General features: G+C 69.4%; 16 protein-coding genes. 8 read left to right on the forward strand and 8 right to left on the reverse strand.

Annotation, left to right across the window (positions count from 1 at the left end):
* Positions 1–16: 16 nt before the first annotated feature.
* The 5 genes from sdhA (at position 17) to H7694_RS10725 (ending at position 5196) form a co-directional block, all read left to right on the forward strand.
* The gene (gene sdhA, locus H7694_RS10705) at positions 17–1822 is read left to right on the forward strand and encodes a succinate dehydrogenase flavoprotein subunit (protein ID WP_193599181.1); all 1806 of its coding nucleotides are present in this window, start codon (positions 17–19) and stop codon (positions 1820–1822) included.
* Between the two features lie 2 nt (positions 1823–1824).
* Complete coding sequence (locus tag H7694_RS10710) at positions 1825–2583, forward strand: succinate dehydrogenase iron-sulfur subunit (protein WP_193596496.1); 759 nt, start codon at positions 1825–1827, stop codon at positions 2581–2583.
* A 100-nt stretch (positions 2584–2683) separates the two neighbouring features.
* Positions 2684–3529: an exodeoxyribonuclease III gene (locus H7694_RS10715; RefSeq protein WP_193596497.1), complete on the forward strand. Its 846-nt coding sequence runs from the start codon at positions 2684–2686 to the stop codon at positions 3527–3529.
* Positions 3530–3538: 9 nt separating this feature from the next.
* Positions 3539–4546, forward strand: a complete 1008-nt coding sequence (gene trpS, locus H7694_RS10720) for a tryptophan--tRNA ligase (RefSeq protein ID WP_193596498.1) — start codon at positions 3539–3541, stop codon at positions 4544–4546.
* Positions 4547–4776: 230 nt separating this feature from the next.
* A complete protein-coding gene (locus tag H7694_RS10725) occupies positions 4777–5196 on the forward strand; it encodes a hypothetical protein (protein WP_193596499.1) in 420 nt (139 codons plus the stop codon).
* Between the two features lie 52 nt (positions 5197–5248).
* On the opposite strand, the gene pth is transcribed toward H7694_RS10725, so the two are convergent.
* Positions 5249–5830 carry an aminoacyl-tRNA hydrolase gene (gene pth, locus H7694_RS10730; RefSeq protein ID WP_193596500.1) on the reverse strand — a complete coding sequence of 194 codons (582 nt, stop codon included), beginning with the start codon at positions 5828–5830 and terminating at the stop codon, positions 5249–5251.
* 118 nt (positions 5831–5948) lie between these two features.
* A complete protein-coding gene (locus tag H7694_RS10735) occupies positions 5949–6566 on the reverse strand; it encodes a 50S ribosomal protein L25/general stress protein Ctc (RefSeq protein ID WP_193596501.1) in 618 nt (205 codons plus the stop codon).
* A gap of 186 nt (positions 6567–6752) precedes the next feature.
* Here H7694_RS10735 and H7694_RS17795 point away from each other — a divergent pair, with 186 nt between their 5' ends.
* Complete coding sequence (locus tag H7694_RS17795) at positions 6753–6878, forward strand: hypothetical protein (protein WP_264674903.1); 126 nt, start codon at positions 6753–6755, stop codon at positions 6876–6878.
* Positions 6879–6907: 29 nt separating this feature from the next.
* On the opposite strand, the gene H7694_RS10740 is transcribed toward H7694_RS17795, so the two are convergent.
* From H7694_RS10740 to H7694_RS10750, 3 genes are read right to left on the reverse strand one after another with little or no spacing between them, the layout of a single operon-like run.
* Positions 6908–7924, reverse strand: a complete 1017-nt coding sequence (locus H7694_RS10740; RefSeq protein WP_193596502.1) for a zinc-binding dehydrogenase — start codon at positions 7922–7924, stop codon at positions 6908–6910.
* Positions 7925–7980: 56 nt separating this feature from the next.
* Entirely contained in the window at positions 7981–8748 is a 768-nt protein-coding gene (locus tag H7694_RS10745; RefSeq protein WP_193596503.1) for an SDR family oxidoreductase, read from the reverse strand.
* A gap of 42 nt (positions 8749–8790) precedes the next feature.
* A complete protein-coding gene (locus H7694_RS10750) occupies positions 8791–10179 on the reverse strand; it encodes a GntP family permease (protein ID WP_193596504.1) in 1389 nt (462 codons plus the stop codon).
* Positions 10180–10314: 135 nt separating this feature from the next.
* Here H7694_RS10750 and H7694_RS10755 point away from each other — a divergent pair, with 135 nt between their 5' ends.
* Positions 10315–11007 (forward strand): FadR/GntR family transcriptional regulator, encoded by a 693-nt coding sequence (locus tag H7694_RS10755; RefSeq protein WP_193596505.1) that lies wholly within the window; start codon positions 10315–10317, stop codon positions 11005–11007.
* Between the two features lie 67 nt (positions 11008–11074).
* Here the strand turns inward: H7694_RS10755 and H7694_RS10760 are convergent, their stop codons facing one another.
* Complete coding sequence (locus tag H7694_RS10760; protein WP_193596506.1) at positions 11075–12529, reverse strand: gluconokinase; 1455 nt, start codon at positions 12527–12529, stop codon at positions 11075–11077.
* A 141-nt stretch (positions 12530–12670) separates the two neighbouring features.
* Here H7694_RS10760 and gndA point away from each other — a divergent pair, with 141 nt between their 5' ends.
* Entirely contained in the window at positions 12671–14122 is a 1452-nt protein-coding gene (gndA, locus tag H7694_RS10765) for an NADP-dependent phosphogluconate dehydrogenase (protein ID WP_193596507.1), read from the forward strand.
* A 120-nt stretch (positions 14123–14242) separates the two neighbouring features.
* On the opposite strand, the gene H7694_RS10770 is transcribed toward gndA, so the two are convergent.
* On the reverse strand, positions 14243–14950 hold the full coding sequence (locus tag H7694_RS10770) for a BBE domain-containing protein (protein ID WP_193596508.1): 708 nt from the start codon (positions 14948–14950) through the stop codon (positions 14243–14245).
* Between the two features lie 3 nt (positions 14951–14953).
* Positions 14954–15475, reverse strand: a complete 522-nt coding sequence (locus H7694_RS10775; RefSeq protein ID WP_193596509.1) for an FAD-binding oxidoreductase — start codon at positions 15473–15475, stop codon at positions 14954–14956.
* Positions 15476–15540: the final 65 nt, after the last annotated feature.

Consider the following 15540-nt stretch of genomic DNA (forward strand, 5'->3'; position numbering starts at 1 on the left):
AAGAAGGCAGATGACTGTGACAACGCAGACCCCTGACTCCGTCGTGCGCGACGGTGTGCACTACCACGAGTTCGACATCGTCATCGTCGGCGCCGGCGGCGCCGGCATGCGCGCCGCGATCGAAGCGGGCCCCGGTGCCCGCACCGCGGTGATCAGCAAGCTGTACCCGACCCGCTCGCACACCGGTGCGGCGCAGGGCGGCATGGCTGCGGCGCTGGCGAACGTCGAGGACGACAACTGGGAGTGGCACACCTACGACACCGTCAAGGGCGGCGACTACCTCGTCGACCAGGATGCCGCTGAGATCCTCGCCAGGGAGGCCATCGACGCGGTCATCGACCTCGAGAACATGGGGCTGCCGTTCAACCGCACCCCCGAGGGCAAGATCGACCAGCGGCGCTTCGGCGGCCACACCGCCGAGCACGGCAAGACCCCCGTGCGCCGCGCCTGCTACGCGGCCGACCGCACGGGTCATATGATCCTGCAGACGCTGTTCCAGAACTGCGTCAAGCTCGGCATCAACTTCTTCAACGAGTACTACGTGCTCGACCTGATCACGGTGAAGGATGCCGCGGGCGCGACCCAGGTCGCCGGCGTCGTGGCGTACGACCTGGCCACGGGCGAGCTGCACGTGTTCCACTCGAAGGCCGTGATCTTCGCCACCGGCGGGTTCGGCAAGATCTTCAAGACCACCTCCAACGCGCACACCCTCACCGGTGACGGCGTCGGCATCGTGTGGCGCAAGGGACTGCCGCTGGAGGACCTGGAGTTCTTCCAGTTCCACCCGACCGGCCTCGCCGGCCTCGGCATCCTTCTCACCGAGGGCGCCCGCGGTGAGGGCGCGATCCTGCGCAACGCCTCGGGTGAGCGCTTCATGGAGCGCTACGCCCCCACCATCAAGGATCTCGCACCGCGCGACATCGTGGCGCGCAGCATGGTGCAGGAGGTCGCCGAGGGCCGCGGCGCCGGACCGCACCGGGACTACGTGCTGCTGGACTGCACGCACCTGGGCGCCGAGGTGCTCGAGACCAAGCTCCCCGACATCACCGAGTTCGCGCGCACCTATCTGGGTGTCGACCCGGTCGTCGAGCCGGTGCCTGTCATGCCGACCGCGCACTACGCGATGGGCGGCATCCCCACCAACAACGACGCCGAGGTGCTCGCCGACAACAGCACCGTCGTCCCCGGGCTGTACGCCGCCGGTGAGTGCGCGTGCGTCTCGGTGCACGGCTCGAACCGCCTGGGCACCAACTCGCTGCTCGACATCAACGTCTTCGGCAAGCGCGCCGGCCGCAACGCAGTCGAGTACGTCAAGACCGCCGAGTTCGTGCCGCTGCCCGAGAACCCCGCCGGGTTCGTGCACGACATGATCGAGGGTCTGCGCTCCGGCAACGGCACCGAGCGCGTCGCCGTGCTGCGCAAGAAGCTGCAGGACGAGATGGACAAGGGCGCGCAGGTGTTCCGCACCGACGAGTCGCTCACCCACGTGCTGGGCGTCATCGAAGAACTGCGCGAGCGCTACAAGAACGTGCACGTCGACGACAAGGGCCGCCGGTTCAACACCGACCTGCTCGAGGCCGTCGAGCTGGGCTTCCTGCTCGACATCGCCGAGGTCGTCGTCTACGCCGCGCGCAACCGCAAGGAGAGCCGCGGCGGCCACATGCGCGACGACTACCCCAAGCGCGACGACGAGAACTACATGGTTCACACCATGGCCTACCTGGTCGGCGACGCGCACTCGGCCGACGCCACGGATCACATCAAGCTGGACTGGAAGCCCGTGGTGATCACGAACTACCAGCCGATGGAGAGGAAGTACTGAGCATGTCAACCGCCGTCGCCGAAGCACCCGTGAACGACTCGGGCGTGCAGTCCTTCCTGGTCACGTTCAACATCCGCCGCTTCGACCCCGAGGTCGACTCGGAGCCGCGCTGGGTGGACTACGACGTCGAGCTGTACCCCACCGACCGCGTGCTCGACGCCCTGCACAAGATCAAGTGGGAGCTCGACGGCTCGCTGAGCTTCCGCCGTTCGTGCGCCCACGGCATCTGCGGCTCCGACGCGATGCGCATCAACGGGCGCAACCGCCTGGCGTGCAAGACCCTGATCAAGGACCTCGACATCTCCAAGCCGATCTATGTCGAGGCGATCAAGGGCCTGCCGCTGGAGAAGGATCTCATCGTCGACATGGAGCCGTTCTTCGCCTCCTACCGCGAGGTGCAGCCGTTCCTCATCGCGAACTCCACCCCTGAGAAGGGCAAGGAGCGCCTGCAGACGATCGCCGATCGCGCGATCTTCGACGACACCACCAAGTGCATCCTGTGCGCCGCGTGCACGTCGTCATGCCCGGTGTTCTGGACCGACGGGCAGTACTTCGGCCCGGCCGCGATCGTGAACGCACACCGCTTCATCTTCGACTCGCGCGACGACGCGGGCGATGTGCGCCTGGACATCCTGAACGACAAGGAGGGCGTGTGGCGCTGCCGCACGACCTTCAACTGCACCGAGGCGTGCCCTCGTGGCATCGAGGTCACCAAGGCCATCGCCGAGGTCAAGCAGGCCATCCTTCGCAACGGTCGCTGACCCCTCTGCGGTCTTCACGCGCGCCCGGCTGACGAGTTCAGCCGGGCGCGCAGCCGTTCGTGCGGACGGCGATGTCCGTGCCCGTCGTTAGGCTGGAATCATGCCTCACCTGCGTATCGCCTCGGTCAATGTCAACGGGATCCGCGCGGCGGTCCGCAACGGGATGCACACCTGGCTGGATGCCGCGGACGTCGACATCCTCACCCTGCAGGAGGTCCGTGGCCAGGACGAGCACCTCGAGGATGCATTCCCCGGCTGGTCGATGCTGCACGACCCCGCCACGGCCAAGGGCCGTGCGGGTGTCGCGGTGCTGAGCAGGAATCCCGCCGTCTCCTCCCGCACGGCGCTGGGCGCGGATGACTTCGACTCGGCCGGGCGCTGGCTGGAGGCTGATTTCGAGATCGGTGGACGGCCGCTCACGGTCGTCAGCGCGTACGTGCACAGCGGGGAGGCCGACACCCCCAAGCAGGACGAGAAGTGGAAGTTCCTGGACGCGATGACCACGCGCCTGGGCGAGCTGGCCGCCGATGACGCACTCGCGCTCGTCACCGGCGACCTCAATGTCGGTCACCGTGAACTCGACATCCGCAACTGGCGCGGCAACCGCAAGAAGGCGGGGTTCCTGCCCCGCGAGCGCGCCTACTTCGACCGCTTCCTGGGGGCGGCGGGCACCTCGATCGCGGGCGTCGACGGCACCACCGGCCCCGGCCTCGGCTGGATCGACATCGGCCGCACGGCCCACGGCGAGGTCGACGGCCCGTACACGTGGTGGTCCATGCGCGGACAGGCATTCGACAACGACAGCGGCTGGCGCATCGACTACCACCTGGCGACCCCCGCCCTCGCTGCCCGCGCCACCGGCTACACCGTCGCCCGTGCCGCCAGCTACTCCGAGCGGTGGAGCGACCACGCCCCGGTGATCGTCGACTACACGTACGAACAATAGGATTGAACGGTGACTCAGAAACCACGCCTCTACTCAGGAATGCAGCCCTCCGCCGACTCCCTCCAGGCCGGCAACTACATCGGGGCGCTCCTGCAGTGGCGTGACATGCAGTCCTCCTTCGACGCCTTCTTCTCGGTGGTCGACCTGCACGCGATCACCGTGCCGCAGAAGCCCGACGAGCTGCGCGAGAAGACCCGCCGCACGGCCGCGCAGTACATCGCCGCCGGCATCGAGCCGTCGAAGTCGACCCTGTACGTGCAGTCGCACGTGCGCGCGCACGCCGAGCTCGCCTGGATCCTCAGCACCATCACCGGCTTCGGCGAGGCCGGCCGGATGACGCAGTTCAAGGACAAGTCGGCCCGGTACGGTCAGGACTCCACCTCGGTGGGCCTGTTCACCTACCCGGTGCTCATGGCGGCCGACATCCTGCTGTACCAGAGCGAGCTCGTGCCGGTCGGCGACGATCAGAAGCAGCATGTCGAGCTGACCCGCGACCTCGCGGAGCGCTTCAACAAGCGTTTCGGCGAGGCCTTCACGATCCCCCAGCCGGTGATCCAGAAGGACACCGCGCGCATCTACGACCTGCAGAACCCGACCGCGAAGATGTCGAAGTCGGCCGAGAGCGACGCGGGTGTGCTGTGGCTGCTGGATGACCCGGCCAAGTCGGCGAAGAAGATCATGCGGGCGGTGACCGACACCGAGGGTTCGGTGCGTTACGACCGCGAGAACAAGCCGGGCGTCTCGAACCTGCTGACCATCTACGCCGCCCTCACCGGCCGCCAGATCGGCGCCATCGAGGACGAGTACGCGGGCCGCGGCTACGGCGACTTCAAGAAGGGCCTGGCCGAGGTGGTCGTGGAAGAGTTCGGGCCGGTCCGCGAGCGCGCGAACGCGCTGCTCGACGACCCGGCAGAGCTCGACCGGCTGCTCGCCGTGAACGCGGCCAAGGCCGACGAGGTGGCGGACGCCACTCTGGCGGACGTCTACGACCGCGTCGGCCTGCTGCGTCGCGTCTGACCGCCCGTGCGCCCCGTCCTGAGGAGGATGCCGTGACCGATCAGCCGTTCCCCGCTCCGGGAGGCGCGGCGCCGGGAAACCCCGCGTCGGGAAACCCTGCACCCGGTGGTCCTGCGACCGGAAGGCCTGCGTACGGAAGTCCCGCGCCCGCCGGTTCCGTACCGGTGCCGCCGGCGCCCGCTCCGCCGCCCGGATCGTACGCCGTTCCCGTCGGCGGCTACCCGGCGGCGATGGGCGCATACCAGGTGCCTTCCGCCGCCCCGGCGTCATCGAAGCGGACGGGGGCGTTCGCCCTGATCGCATCCCTGCTCGCCGCTGTCGTCGCACCGATCATCGCCGGCATCCTCGCCGTGCGGATCGGCACCCAGGTGCTGATCACCGACGTCGTGAGCATCTCCGGTGAGATCGTCTACGCGGCACTGTCGCCGGTGCGCACCGAGGTGCTGTGGGTGGAGATCGTGTTCTGGGTCGCGACGATCCTCGGCATCCTGGCACTCGTGCTCGGCATCGTCGCGATCGCGCGGCGCCGGGGCCGCGGCATGGGCATCGCGGCGGTCGTCCTGGCCGTCGTCGGCCCCGGTGGCTTCTTCCTCGCCGTCTCGCTGCTGTACGGGCTCGGCAACGGCATCGGCTTCGCCGGCTCGTTCTGAGCGCGTCACCGATTCTGAGCGCGTGAGCCGCTGAGCGGCTCACGCGTCCCGGTCAGCTGCGGGAGTGGTGCTTCTGCTGGGCCGCGACCAGTCCCTCGTCGACGAGCTGCTCGACCGCGTCCGCGGCATCCGAGATGAAGATCGGCAGCGTCTTCTGCTCGCTGCCGCCGAACGGTGCGAGCACCCAGTCCGCGGGGTCCTGGCGCCCCGGCGGCCGGCCGATGCCGGCGCGCACGCGGGGGAACTCGGGGGTCGCGAGGGCGCGCGCGATGTCGCGCACGCCGTTGTGACCGCCGTGACCGCCGCCGATCTTGAGCCGGATGCTGTCGAAGGGGATATCGAGCTCATCGTGCACGACCACGACGCGCTCAGGGTCGACCGAGTAGAAGCGCGCGAGGGCGGCGACAGGCGTGCCCGACACGTTCATGTAGGTGTTGAGCTTGGCGAGCACCAGCTTGTCGCCGCCGGGCCGCAGCCAGGTCTCGACGACGCGCGCACCGGCCTTATGCTCGCGGAACCGCTCGCTGCGCCGCTCGGCCAGCTCGTCGACGACCATCTGGCCGATGTTGTGCCTGGTCGCGGCGTAGCGCGGGCCGGGGTTGCCGAGGCCGACGATGAGCCAGGTGGACGCCATGCGGTGATCCTCTCACGGGATGCGGACGGTGCTGCGGGCGGGTGCCGGCCGTGGTGCCGGCGGGGATGAAGAAGGGGACGCGATGTGCTCGCGTCCCCTTCTCCGAATCCTCAGCAGATCACTCTGCGGCGGCTTCCTCGGCAGCCGGAGCGGCCTCGGCTGCAGGAGCCTCCTCGGCGCTCTCCTCGGCGACCTCGGCGGCCGGCAGCGAGACGGCGACGAGCAGCAGCTCGGCGTCGTCGACCAGCGCGGCACCCTTGGGCAGCGTGACGTCACCGGCGGTGATGTGCGAGCCCTCCTCGAGGCCCTCGACGGAGACCTCGACGTGCTCGGGGATGTGGGTCGCCTCGACCTCGAGCTTGATGGTCGCGACGTCGACGGTCACGATGGTGCCCGAGAACGACTCGCCCGAGACGACGATCGGCACCTCGACGATGACCTTCTCGCCCTTCTTCACGACGAGCAGGTCGATGTGCTCGATGATCTGGCGCACCGGGTCCTTCTGCACGTCCTTGACCAGGACGAGCTGCGACTTGCCGTCGAGCTGCAGGTCGATGACGGCGTTGGCGCGGCGGATGATCAGCGAGACCTGGTGGCCGGGCAGCGCGACGTGCACCGGGTCGGTGCCGTGGCCGTAGATGACCGCGGGGATCTTGCCCTCGGCGCGCAGGCGGCGGGCGAAGCCCTTGCCGAAGCTGGTGCGGACGTCGGCGACGACCTTGTTCTCATCGGACATGTTGTTCTCCTTCAGACGCGCGGGATGGGCCGCGCGGTGGTCATGGGTTTCGGCACCCTCGGACGCACACGAGAGGCGAGACCACCGGGCTCACATCACCGCGTCGATCACGGATGAGCGCACGCGCGCGTCATCCCTCGCCGAGGAACGTCTCCATGCTACCGGAAACCTCGATAGGCTGTTTGCATGATCGATGCCGCCTTCCTCTCCCACGTCACCTTCTGGGTCATCGGCGCGATCGCCGTCTGCGGCGTGGTCTCGTCGTTCGCGGCGATGTTCGCGATGGGTCGCTCGAGCTACCGCAAGGACTGATCAGCGGGCCGGCGTCGCCCGGCCGGAGCTCAGGCCTCCGGCCAGACCGCGACGACGACCTTGCCCGAGGCGTCGGAGTTCTTCGCCGCCTCGAACGCCGCCGCCGTGTCATCGGCGGCGAACTCGTGCGTGATGACCTGCTCGATCTCGGGACGGTCCGCGAGCAGGCGCACCGCCGCGTCGATCTCGTCCTTGAAGCGGAACGTGCCGCGCACGACCAGCTCCTTCGAGATGAACGGCGCGAGGTTGACGGGGCGCGGCTCGTTCGGCACCATGCCGACCTGCACCACCGTGCCCGCGGGGCGGGCGGCGGCGAACGCCGTGGAGACGGATGCCGCGACGCCGGAGCACTCGAAGACCACGTCGAACGTGTTCGCCGGCACCTGCTCCGCCGTCACGTCGTAGGTGCGCTCGGCACCCAGCTGCGCGGCACGCGCGAGCGGACCCGGCAGCACGTCGGTCGCGGCCACGCTCGCCGCGCCCGCGGCGACGGCTGCGGCCACCGTGAGCAGCCCGATCGGCCCGGAGCCGGTCACCAGCACGCTGCGGCCGGCCAGGTCGCCGGCTTTGCTGAGCGCATGGAGCGCCACCGCGAGCGGCTCAGCCAGCACGGCGCGGCGCACGGGAAGAGCTGCGGGCAGGGCGCGCACCATGTCGCGCTCGACGATGAGCAGTTCGCTCAGGCCGCCCTGGGTGTGCGGCCAGGTCGACGCGCTGCCGAGGTAGGAGCCGCCCGCCCACAGGTGCGGGTCGTCGGGGAAGCGCTCATCGGCCTCGCCGAAGCGGGCCGGGTGCACCGTCACCGGCATCCCCTGCTGCCACTCCCCCGCCGGGTCGAAATCGATCCGGCCCGATACCTCGTGCCCGGGGATCAGCGGCTCGCGCACGACGAAGGCACCGTTGGCGCCCTCGTAGTAGTAGTGCAGGTCCGAGCCGCAGATGCCGACGTAGTCGATGCGCACACGCACCTGGCCGGGTCCCGGCTCGGGCGCCGCGCTCTCGCGGATCTCCAGGTTCTGCTTCTCGACGATGTACGCGGCGCGCATGGCTCCTCCGATGCGTCAGGACGCCGGCGGGCGTCGGGTGTGGATGACGAGTGGGATCACACGACGGCGGTCATGCCGCCGTCGACGAAGATGTTCTGCCCGGACACGAAGCTCGACGCGTCCGAGGCGAGGAAGAGCAGCGCGCCGGTGAGCTCGTCGAAGGAGCCCCATCGTCCGGCAGGGGTGCGCTGCGTCAGCCAGGCGCTGAAGGCCTCGTCCTCGACGAGGGCGCGATTCATCTCGGTGGCGAAGTAGCCCGGCGAGATCGCGTTGACCTGGATGTTGTGGCGGGCGAGGTCGGCCGCCATGCCCTTGGTGAGCTGGGCGATGCCGCCCTTGGTCGCCGAGTACGGCGCGATGGTCTGCCTGGCCAGCTGGGACTGCACCGAGGCGATGTTGATGATCTTGCCCGAGCCGCGCTCGACCATCGCCGGCAGCAGCGGGCGGCTCACGTAGAACGCGCTGGACAGGTTGGCGCCGATCAGGGCATCCCAGTCGTCCGTGGCGAACTCCTGGATCGGCGCCCGGCGCTGGAGGCCGGCGTTGTTGATCAGGATGTCGGGTGCGCCGTGCTCGGCGACGAGGTCGCCGAGCACGGCAGCCGACTCCGCAGCATCCGTGACGTCGAAGCGCAGCGCGAGGGCCTCGCGGCCGCTGCGCTCCTCGGCCACCGCGCGAGTCTCGGCGATGGCGGCCTCATCCCGGCCATGCACGATCAGGCGGGCGCCGGCGTCGGCGAGGGCCAGGGCGAGGGCACGCCCCAGGCCTCGCGACGAGCCGGTGACCAGCGCGAGACGGCCGGTGACGTCGAAGAGCGGATGCATTGGTGTCATCTCCTTGGGTGACTGATCAGATCGGGTGACGGATCAGATGAGCGAGCCGATGAGGTACACGACCAGGACGAGCACGAAGGCCACCACCGATTCCAGCGTCTGCTGGACGGTCCAGGTCTTCAGCGTGGTCTTCACGTCCATGCCCATCAGGCGCCCGACCAGCCAGAAGCCCGAGTCGTTCACGTGACCGGCGAACACCGAGCCTGCTGCGGTGGCCAGAGTGATGGCCGCCACCTCGAGCACGTTGAAGTCGGCTACCAGCACGGCCGGGGCGATCAGGCCCGCGGCGGTGACCAGCGCGACGGTCGCGGAGCCCTGCGCGATGCGCAGGATGACGGCGATCAGGTAGGCGGCGACGATGACCGGCAGGCCCAGGTCGGACAGGGTGTCGGAGAGCGCGTCGCCGATGCCCGAGGCGCGCAGCACGGCGCCGAACATGCCACCGGCACCGGTGATCAGCACGACCGAGGCGATCGGGCCGAGCGAGGAGTCGATGATCTTCTCCAGCGCGGTGCCGTTCTCGCCCCGGCGCCAGCCGAGCACGATGGTGGCGACGATGACGGTGATGAGCAGGGCGATCGACGAGTTCCCGATGAGGATCAGAGCCTGTGCCCACGCCTGGGTCGTGTCGACAACACCCATCGAGCCCAGGGTGCTGAGGCCGGTGTTCAGGAAGATGAGCACCATCGGCAGCAGGAGCAGCATGATGACGGTCGACACCTTGGGCGGGTTGACCGGCTGGTCCTCGTCGACGTCGCCGAACAGCAGCGGCACGGGCAGAAGGTTGCGGGAGGCGACGAACTTACCCCAGACGTAACCGGAGATGTACCAGACGGGGAACACGATCACGAGGCCGACGAGCATGACGACGCCGAGGTTCGCGTCGTACGCCTCGATCGCGGTCACCGGGCCCGGGTGCGGGGGCAGGAAGACGTGCATGACCGAGAAGGCGGCGGCCGCCGGGATGCCGAACAGCAGCACGTTCGCGGAGGAGACACGGCGGGCGATCGCGAAGATGATCGGCAGCATCATGATCAGGCCGGCGTCGAAGAACATCGGGAAGCCGAGGATCAGCGAGGCGATGCCCAGGGCGAACGGCGCGCGCTTCTCACCGAAGATCTGCACGAACCGCTCGGCGAGCGCGTGCGCGCCACCGGAGTGCTCGATCAGCCGGCCGAGCATGGCTCCGAGGCCGACCAGCAGGGCCACGGTTCCGAGCGTGCCGCCGAATCCGCCGATCATCGTGGTGGCGACACCCGCGATCGGGATGCCTGCCATGACGGCGGTGAGCAGCGAGACGAGCACAAGCGTGATGAACGCGTGCACCTTGAACTTGATGATCAGCAGCAGGATGAGCGCGATCGCGCCGGCTGCGATGAGCAGCAGGGGCCCCGCGTCCAGCGTCTGGGTCCAGTCTTCCATTCGTTATCTCCATTGACAGCGGGCCGAGGCCGATGGCCGCGTGCACCCGCGGGATAGGATTCAAGCGCTCGCGTGCGCGCGAGCATCTAAAGGTAACATCTTTAGAACTCAATGGTCGTACTTTAGTGAGGTCACGTGACTGCGGTGTCGCACGGATCCGTGCTCGACGAACTCGGATCCGAGATCGCCAACGGTGTCATTCCGGCGGGCACGGTGCTCACGCTCGCCACTCTGGAGACCCGCTTCGGCGTTTCGCGCACCATGGTACGGGAGGCCGTGCGCGTTCTCGAAGCACTCGGGATGGTCTCCTCCCGCCGTCGAGTCGGCCTCACCGTGCTGCCCGACGAACAGTGGAGCTCCCTCGACTCCCGTCTGATCCAGTGGCGCCTGACCGGGGCGCGCAGCCACCAGCAGTTCGTCGCCCTGACGGAGCTGCGGCTGGCGATCGAGCCCGTGGCCGCACGTCTGGCGGCACTGCGCGCCACGCACTCGCAGCGTCAGCAGTTCGCCGACCTCGCAGCGACCCTGCAGCGACTGGGCGATGCGGGCCTGGGCGACAGCGAGGAGTACCTCGCCGCCGACATCGCCTTCCACGATCTGCTGCTCGATGCCAGCGGCAACCTCATGCTCGCGGCGATCAAGACACCCATCGCCGAGGTGCTGCGCGGCCGCCATAATCTCGGGCTCACGCCGGGTGACCCGCGTGCCGAAGCGCTGCACAACCATGTCGGCGCCGCCTCGGCTGTGCTGCGCGGCGACAGCGATGCCGCCGAGCAGCATGCCCGCCGCTACGTGCTCGCGGTGCTCGACGAGGTGCACACCGGCTGAGCACCCGCTCGGCCGTCGCTGCGCGGGCGGCTCTGGGACCGGCGACTCCGGCGCGTGCGCGGCGGCCTCAGCCCAGCAGTGCGAGCGATCCGGCCGCGCCGATCTCGGTGCCGGGCGAAGTGCGTGCATAGGCGTCCAGGTAGCGCTCGAACTCGAGCCGGTACCCCTCGGCACGCGCCGGGTCCGGCACCAGCATCCGCGGTTCCTCGCTGCGCAGTCCGGGCTGGTCGTCGTCGAGTCCGAGGTGGCGCAGCGCCAGCCGGGTCGCCCCGACCACCGAGGCATGCTGCTGCGATGACACCTGCATCTCGATCTGGAACACGTCGGCGGTCAACTGCGCCCAGAACGGCGAGGACAGCACTCCGCCCGAGATGAGCACGCGCCGCGGCGGGCCGTTCAGGGCGGCGAGCTCCTTGTAGCAGTGGTACAGCGAGAAGACGATGCCCTGCAGCACGGCCTGATAGAGATCGGCACGGGTGTGCTCGGGGCGCACCTCGAGGAAGCCCCCGGCGCGCTGGTCCTGCCAGCCGGGTGAGCGCTCGCCGAACAGGAACGGCAGGAACACCGGCAGTGCGGTGCGCTCGGGGTCGAGCATCGGCTCGATCTCGGCGAAGGTCATCTCGGTGCCGAACAGCAATCCCTTGGCCCAGTCGACGCAGTTGCCGCATCCGCTGGTCGCGGCCCCACTGAGCCAGCCGAACGGCGACCGGTACGCCCAGGTGCCCATGGTCGGGGAGAAGGCGGGATGCGCGGTGGTGTAGCGCAGCGCTCCGCTGGTGCCCATCGAGAAGGTCATGTCGCCGACGCCGTAGGCGCGGTCGCCGACCTGGCTGAGGCCGCCGTCGGGCCCGGGGATCATCACCGGGATGCCGGCTCGCACGCCCAGCAGGGTGGCGACCTCGGCGACCAGCGGTGCGCTGGTGTCGCTGGAGACCAGCCGTGGCAGCACGATGCCCTCGATGCCGAGAGCCGCTCGCACCTGCGGGTCCCAGTCGTCGCCGTCGGTGGCCAGCAGGCCGGTGCCGGAGGCGACGGTGCGGCTGGTCCAGATCTCCCCCGTCATGCGGGCGAACGTGAGGCTCCCCTGGTCGAGCACCAGAGCGCCGGCGATGTCGACGCCGGTCTCGGCGAGATGAGCGATCTTGAAGGCGGGGAAGATCGCGTTGACCATGCAGCCGGTGCGCTCGTAGAACCAGGACGTGAATGCGGCATCCTCGCGGTAGCGGGCGGTGAGCTCGCGGGCGCCGGTGTACGGCCATTCGTACACCGGCGTGATGGCCGACAGGTCGGGCCGGCGCAGCGTCAGTCCGTGCCAGGTGCTCGACAGCGCGATGGCGTCGACCGCGACACCGGCCGCCGCCTCGCGGCCGAGCGCCATGAGCTGGGTGAAGACGCTGTCGCCGTCGCGCACCACGCCGTCGCCGTCGAATCGCCGCGTCGTGACGGCGACCTGCTGCGTGTCGGTGTCGAACAGCATGGTCTTCGCCGAGGTGGTGCTGGCCTCCAGTGCGAGAACGATCATGGCTCTTCCTCCCTGGCCCCGCAGGGGCCGCGTCAATAATATGATCATTTCCATCGCAGTCGTCATCAGGCCCGGGAAGGCCCTCTCACTGCGGGTAATCTGAAGCCGAGAGCAACACACGCAAACGATCCAAGGAGCAGGATGAGCGACACCGCCAGCGCGAACATCGGAGTCGTCGGACTCGCCGTCATGGGCTCGAATCTGGCCCGGAACCTCGCGAGCCGCGAGGGCAACACGGTGGCGATCTTCAATCGCAGCTATGAGAAGACGCAGGCGGTGCTGGATGCGTTCCCCGAGGCGGGCTTCATCCCCGCCTCGACCTATGAGGAGTTCGCCGCTTCCCTGCAGAAGCCACGCACGGCCATCATCATGGTCAAGGCCGGCGCGGGCACGGATGCCGTGATCGACGAGCTCGTGCGGGTCTTCGAGCCCGGCGACATCATCGTCGACGGCGGCAACGCCTACTTCCCCGACACGATCCGCCGCGAGAAGGCGGTGCGCGAGACGGGCATCAACTTCGTCGGCGCCGGCATCTCGGGCGGCGAGGAGGGCGCACTGCTCGGCCCGAGCATCATGCCCGGCGGCTCCGACGAGTCATGGGTGACCCTCGGCCCGATCCTGCGCTCGATCGCGGCCGTCGCCGAGGGCGAGCCGTGCGTCACGCACGTCGGCCACGACGGCGCCGGGCACTTCGTGAAGATGGTGCACAACGGCATCGAGTACGCCGACATGCAGCTCATCGCCGAGGCCTACGACCTGATCCGCCGCGGCACCGGCCGCACGCCGGCGCAGATCGCCGAGATCTTCGCCGAGTGGAACAAGGGCGAGCTCGAGTCGTACCTGATCGAGATCACCGCCGAGGTGCTGCGTCAGGTGGATGCCGCCACCGGCCAGCCGCTGGTGGACGTCATCCTCGACCAGGCCGGCGCCAAGGGCACCGGTGCCTGGACGGTGCAGACCGCCCTGTCGCTGGGCGTGCCGGTCTCGGGCATCGCCGAGGCGACCTTCGCACGCTCGCTGTCATCGCACCCCGAGCAGCGCGCCGCCGCTGCCGGTCTCCCGGGCCCGGACACCGCGTTCACGGTCGACGACGAGGAGGCGTTCATCGAGGATGTGCGCCTGGCGCTGTACGCGTCGAAGATCGTCGCGTACTCGCAGGGCTTCGACGAGATCCGCGCGGGGGCGGCCGAGTACGACTGGAAGATCGACCTCGGCGCCGTGTCGAAGATCTGGCGCGCCGGCTGCATCATCCGTGCCCAGTTCCTCAACCGCATCGCCGACGCGTACGCGGCTGAGCCTGAGCTGCCGGCGCTGCTGACGGCACCGTACTTCGCCGAGGCCCTCACCCGTGCCCAGGCCGCCTGGCGCCGCGTCGTGGTCGCGGCGGCGCAGGCCGGCATCCCCTCGCCGGCGTTCTCGTCGTCGCTGTCGTACTACGACGGCATCCGCGCCGACCGTCTGCCCGCCGCCCTCGTGCAGGGTCAGCGCGACTTCTTCGGCGCGCACACCTACCGCCGCATCGACAAGGAGGGCACCTTCCACACCCTCTGGTCGGGCGACCGCACCGAGGTGGAGGCCCAGGACACCCACTGACGGGTACAGGACACCCACTGACGGGTGAAGAGGAAGGGGCCCGGGAGACCGGGCCCCTTCTGCGTGTCCGGGCCCCTTGTGCGTGTCCGGGCCCTGCGTGTGCGACCGTGTCGGGGCGCGTCAGACGATGTTGTGGTTGCGCCGGAAGAGGTTCTGCGGGTCCCACTGCGCCTTCAGTCCGCGCAGCCGCTCGTACCCTTCCTCGGTGAACATCGCGCGCACGACCTCGGGGCGCTCGGAGTCCAGGAAGTTGCCGTACTGGGCCAGCCGCCCCTCGAAGAGAGCGTCGGTCTCGGCGAGGATCGCCGCCCGGGTCGCGTCGTCGATCATGCCGGGGATGTCGAAACCGCCCGCCAGCACGAACCAGGTCGCGTCGCGGCCGGGGAACGCGGTGTCCTCCTGTGCCACGTCGCCGAAGGCGCCGCCCATCGAGCGGAGGAACAGCACCGAGAACTGGTGGGCGGCGCGGAACTCCAGCAGCCGGTCGATCCGCTCGTCGTCCAGTTCGCGGAACAGCCCGTTGCCACCCAGGAATCGCGGGACGACGGCATCCGGGTCCGCCGGACGCGGGTCGTCCATCAGGATGTCGCGGTAGGCCGGGGTGGACACGTCGCCGACGATTCCGTCCAGATCGATCACCGGGGCGAGGGTTCGCTCCAGTGCTGCCGGGTCGGCATCCGCCCACACCGCGGCGAGCCTGGCACCGGCCGGAGCGCTGGGGTCCATCGGCGGCACGTCCATGTACGTCACGGTCAGCTCGCGCGGCGCGTCGCGCAGGATGTCGCGCAGTCCGCGCAGCAGGGCGCGACGATCGGCATCCGCTCCCACCAGCTACTCGCCGTAGGCGATGCCGGGCAGCGCGTGCGCCTGGAAGTCGAATCGCGTCACGATGCCGAGGTTGCCACCCCCGCCGTGCAGCGCCCAGAACAGCTCCGGGTGCTCGGTCGCCGAGGTCTCGACGATGCCGCCGGTGGCCGTGACGATCTGCGCGCCGACGAGCTGATCGGCCGCGAGCCCCCAGGCGCGCACCATCCAGCCGATGCCGCCGCCGAGCGTCAGGCCTCCGACCCCGACGCTGCGCGTGTCGCCCGAGCTGATCGCCAGGCCGTGCTGCGCGAGCTCATCGGCCACGACGCCCCAGGTGGCGCCTCCTCCGACGCTCACCAGCGGTCCGGCGACGTCGATGCGGTCCAGTGCGGACAGGTCGATCCGCACTCCCTCCTCGGGCCCGCGCGACCAGGGTCCGTGGCCACCGCCGATCACGGTGACGGGCTGTCCGCCCGCCTGCGCCTGCCCCACCAGGGCGGCGACATCTTCTGCGGTCTTCGGCCGCGTCGTGTTCGTGGAATCCATTGGGACACGCTAACCCCGGCCACCGACATCGCGACAGGGCGGGAACAGATCATGTCCGATCCGCG

The organism is Microbacterium sp. YJN-G, assembly GCF_015040615.1.
In the GTDB taxonomy this organism is placed as follows: Bacteria; Actinomycetota; Actinomycetes; order Actinomycetales; family Microbacteriaceae; genus Microbacterium.

Bases quoted from the DNA above. Each gene is read 5' to 3' on its own strand.
- H7694_RS10760 (WP_193596506.1), bottom strand. From the start codon at position 12,529: ATGATCGTTCTCGCACTGGAGGCCAGCACCACCTCGGCGAAGACCATG.
- H7694_RS10725 (WP_193596499.1), top strand. From the start codon at position 4,777: ATGGGCGCATACCAGGTGCCTTCCGCCGCCCCGGCGTCATCGAAGCGG.
- H7694_RS10735 (WP_193596501.1), bottom strand. From the start codon at position 6,566: ATGTCCGATGAGAACAAGGTCGTCGCCGACGTCCGCACCAGCTTCGGC.
- gndA (WP_193596507.1), top strand. From the start codon at position 12,671: ATGAGCGACACCGCCAGCGCGAACATCGGAGTCGTCGGACTCGCCGTC.
- H7694_RS10775 (WP_193596509.1), bottom strand. From the start codon at position 15,475: ATGGATTCCACGAACACGACGCGGCCGAAGACCGCAGAAGATGTCGCC.
- pth (WP_193596500.1), bottom strand. From the start codon at position 5,830: ATGGCGTCCACCTGGCTCATCGTCGGCCTCGGCAACCCCGGCCCGCGC.
- H7694_RS10750 (WP_193596504.1), bottom strand. From the start codon at position 10,179: ATGGAAGACTGGACCCAGACGCTGGACGCGGGGCCCCTGCTGCTCATC.
- H7694_RS10745 (WP_193596503.1), bottom strand. From the start codon at position 8,748: ATGCATCCGCTCTTCGACGTCACCGGCCGTCTCGCGCTGGTCACCGGC.
- H7694_RS10740 (WP_193596502.1), bottom strand. From the start codon at position 7,924: ATGCGCGCCGCGTACATCGTCGAGAAGCAGAACCTGGAGATCCGCGAG.
- H7694_RS10710 (WP_193596496.1), top strand. From the start codon at position 1,825: ATGTCAACCGCCGTCGCCGAAGCACCCGTGAACGACTCGGGCGTGCAG.
- H7694_RS17795 (WP_264674903.1), top strand. From the start codon at position 6,753: ATGATCGATGCCGCCTTCCTCTCCCACGTCACCTTCTGGGTCATCGGC.
- H7694_RS10715 (WP_193596497.1), top strand. From the start codon at position 2,684: ATGCCTCACCTGCGTATCGCCTCGGTCAATGTCAACGGGATCCGCGCG.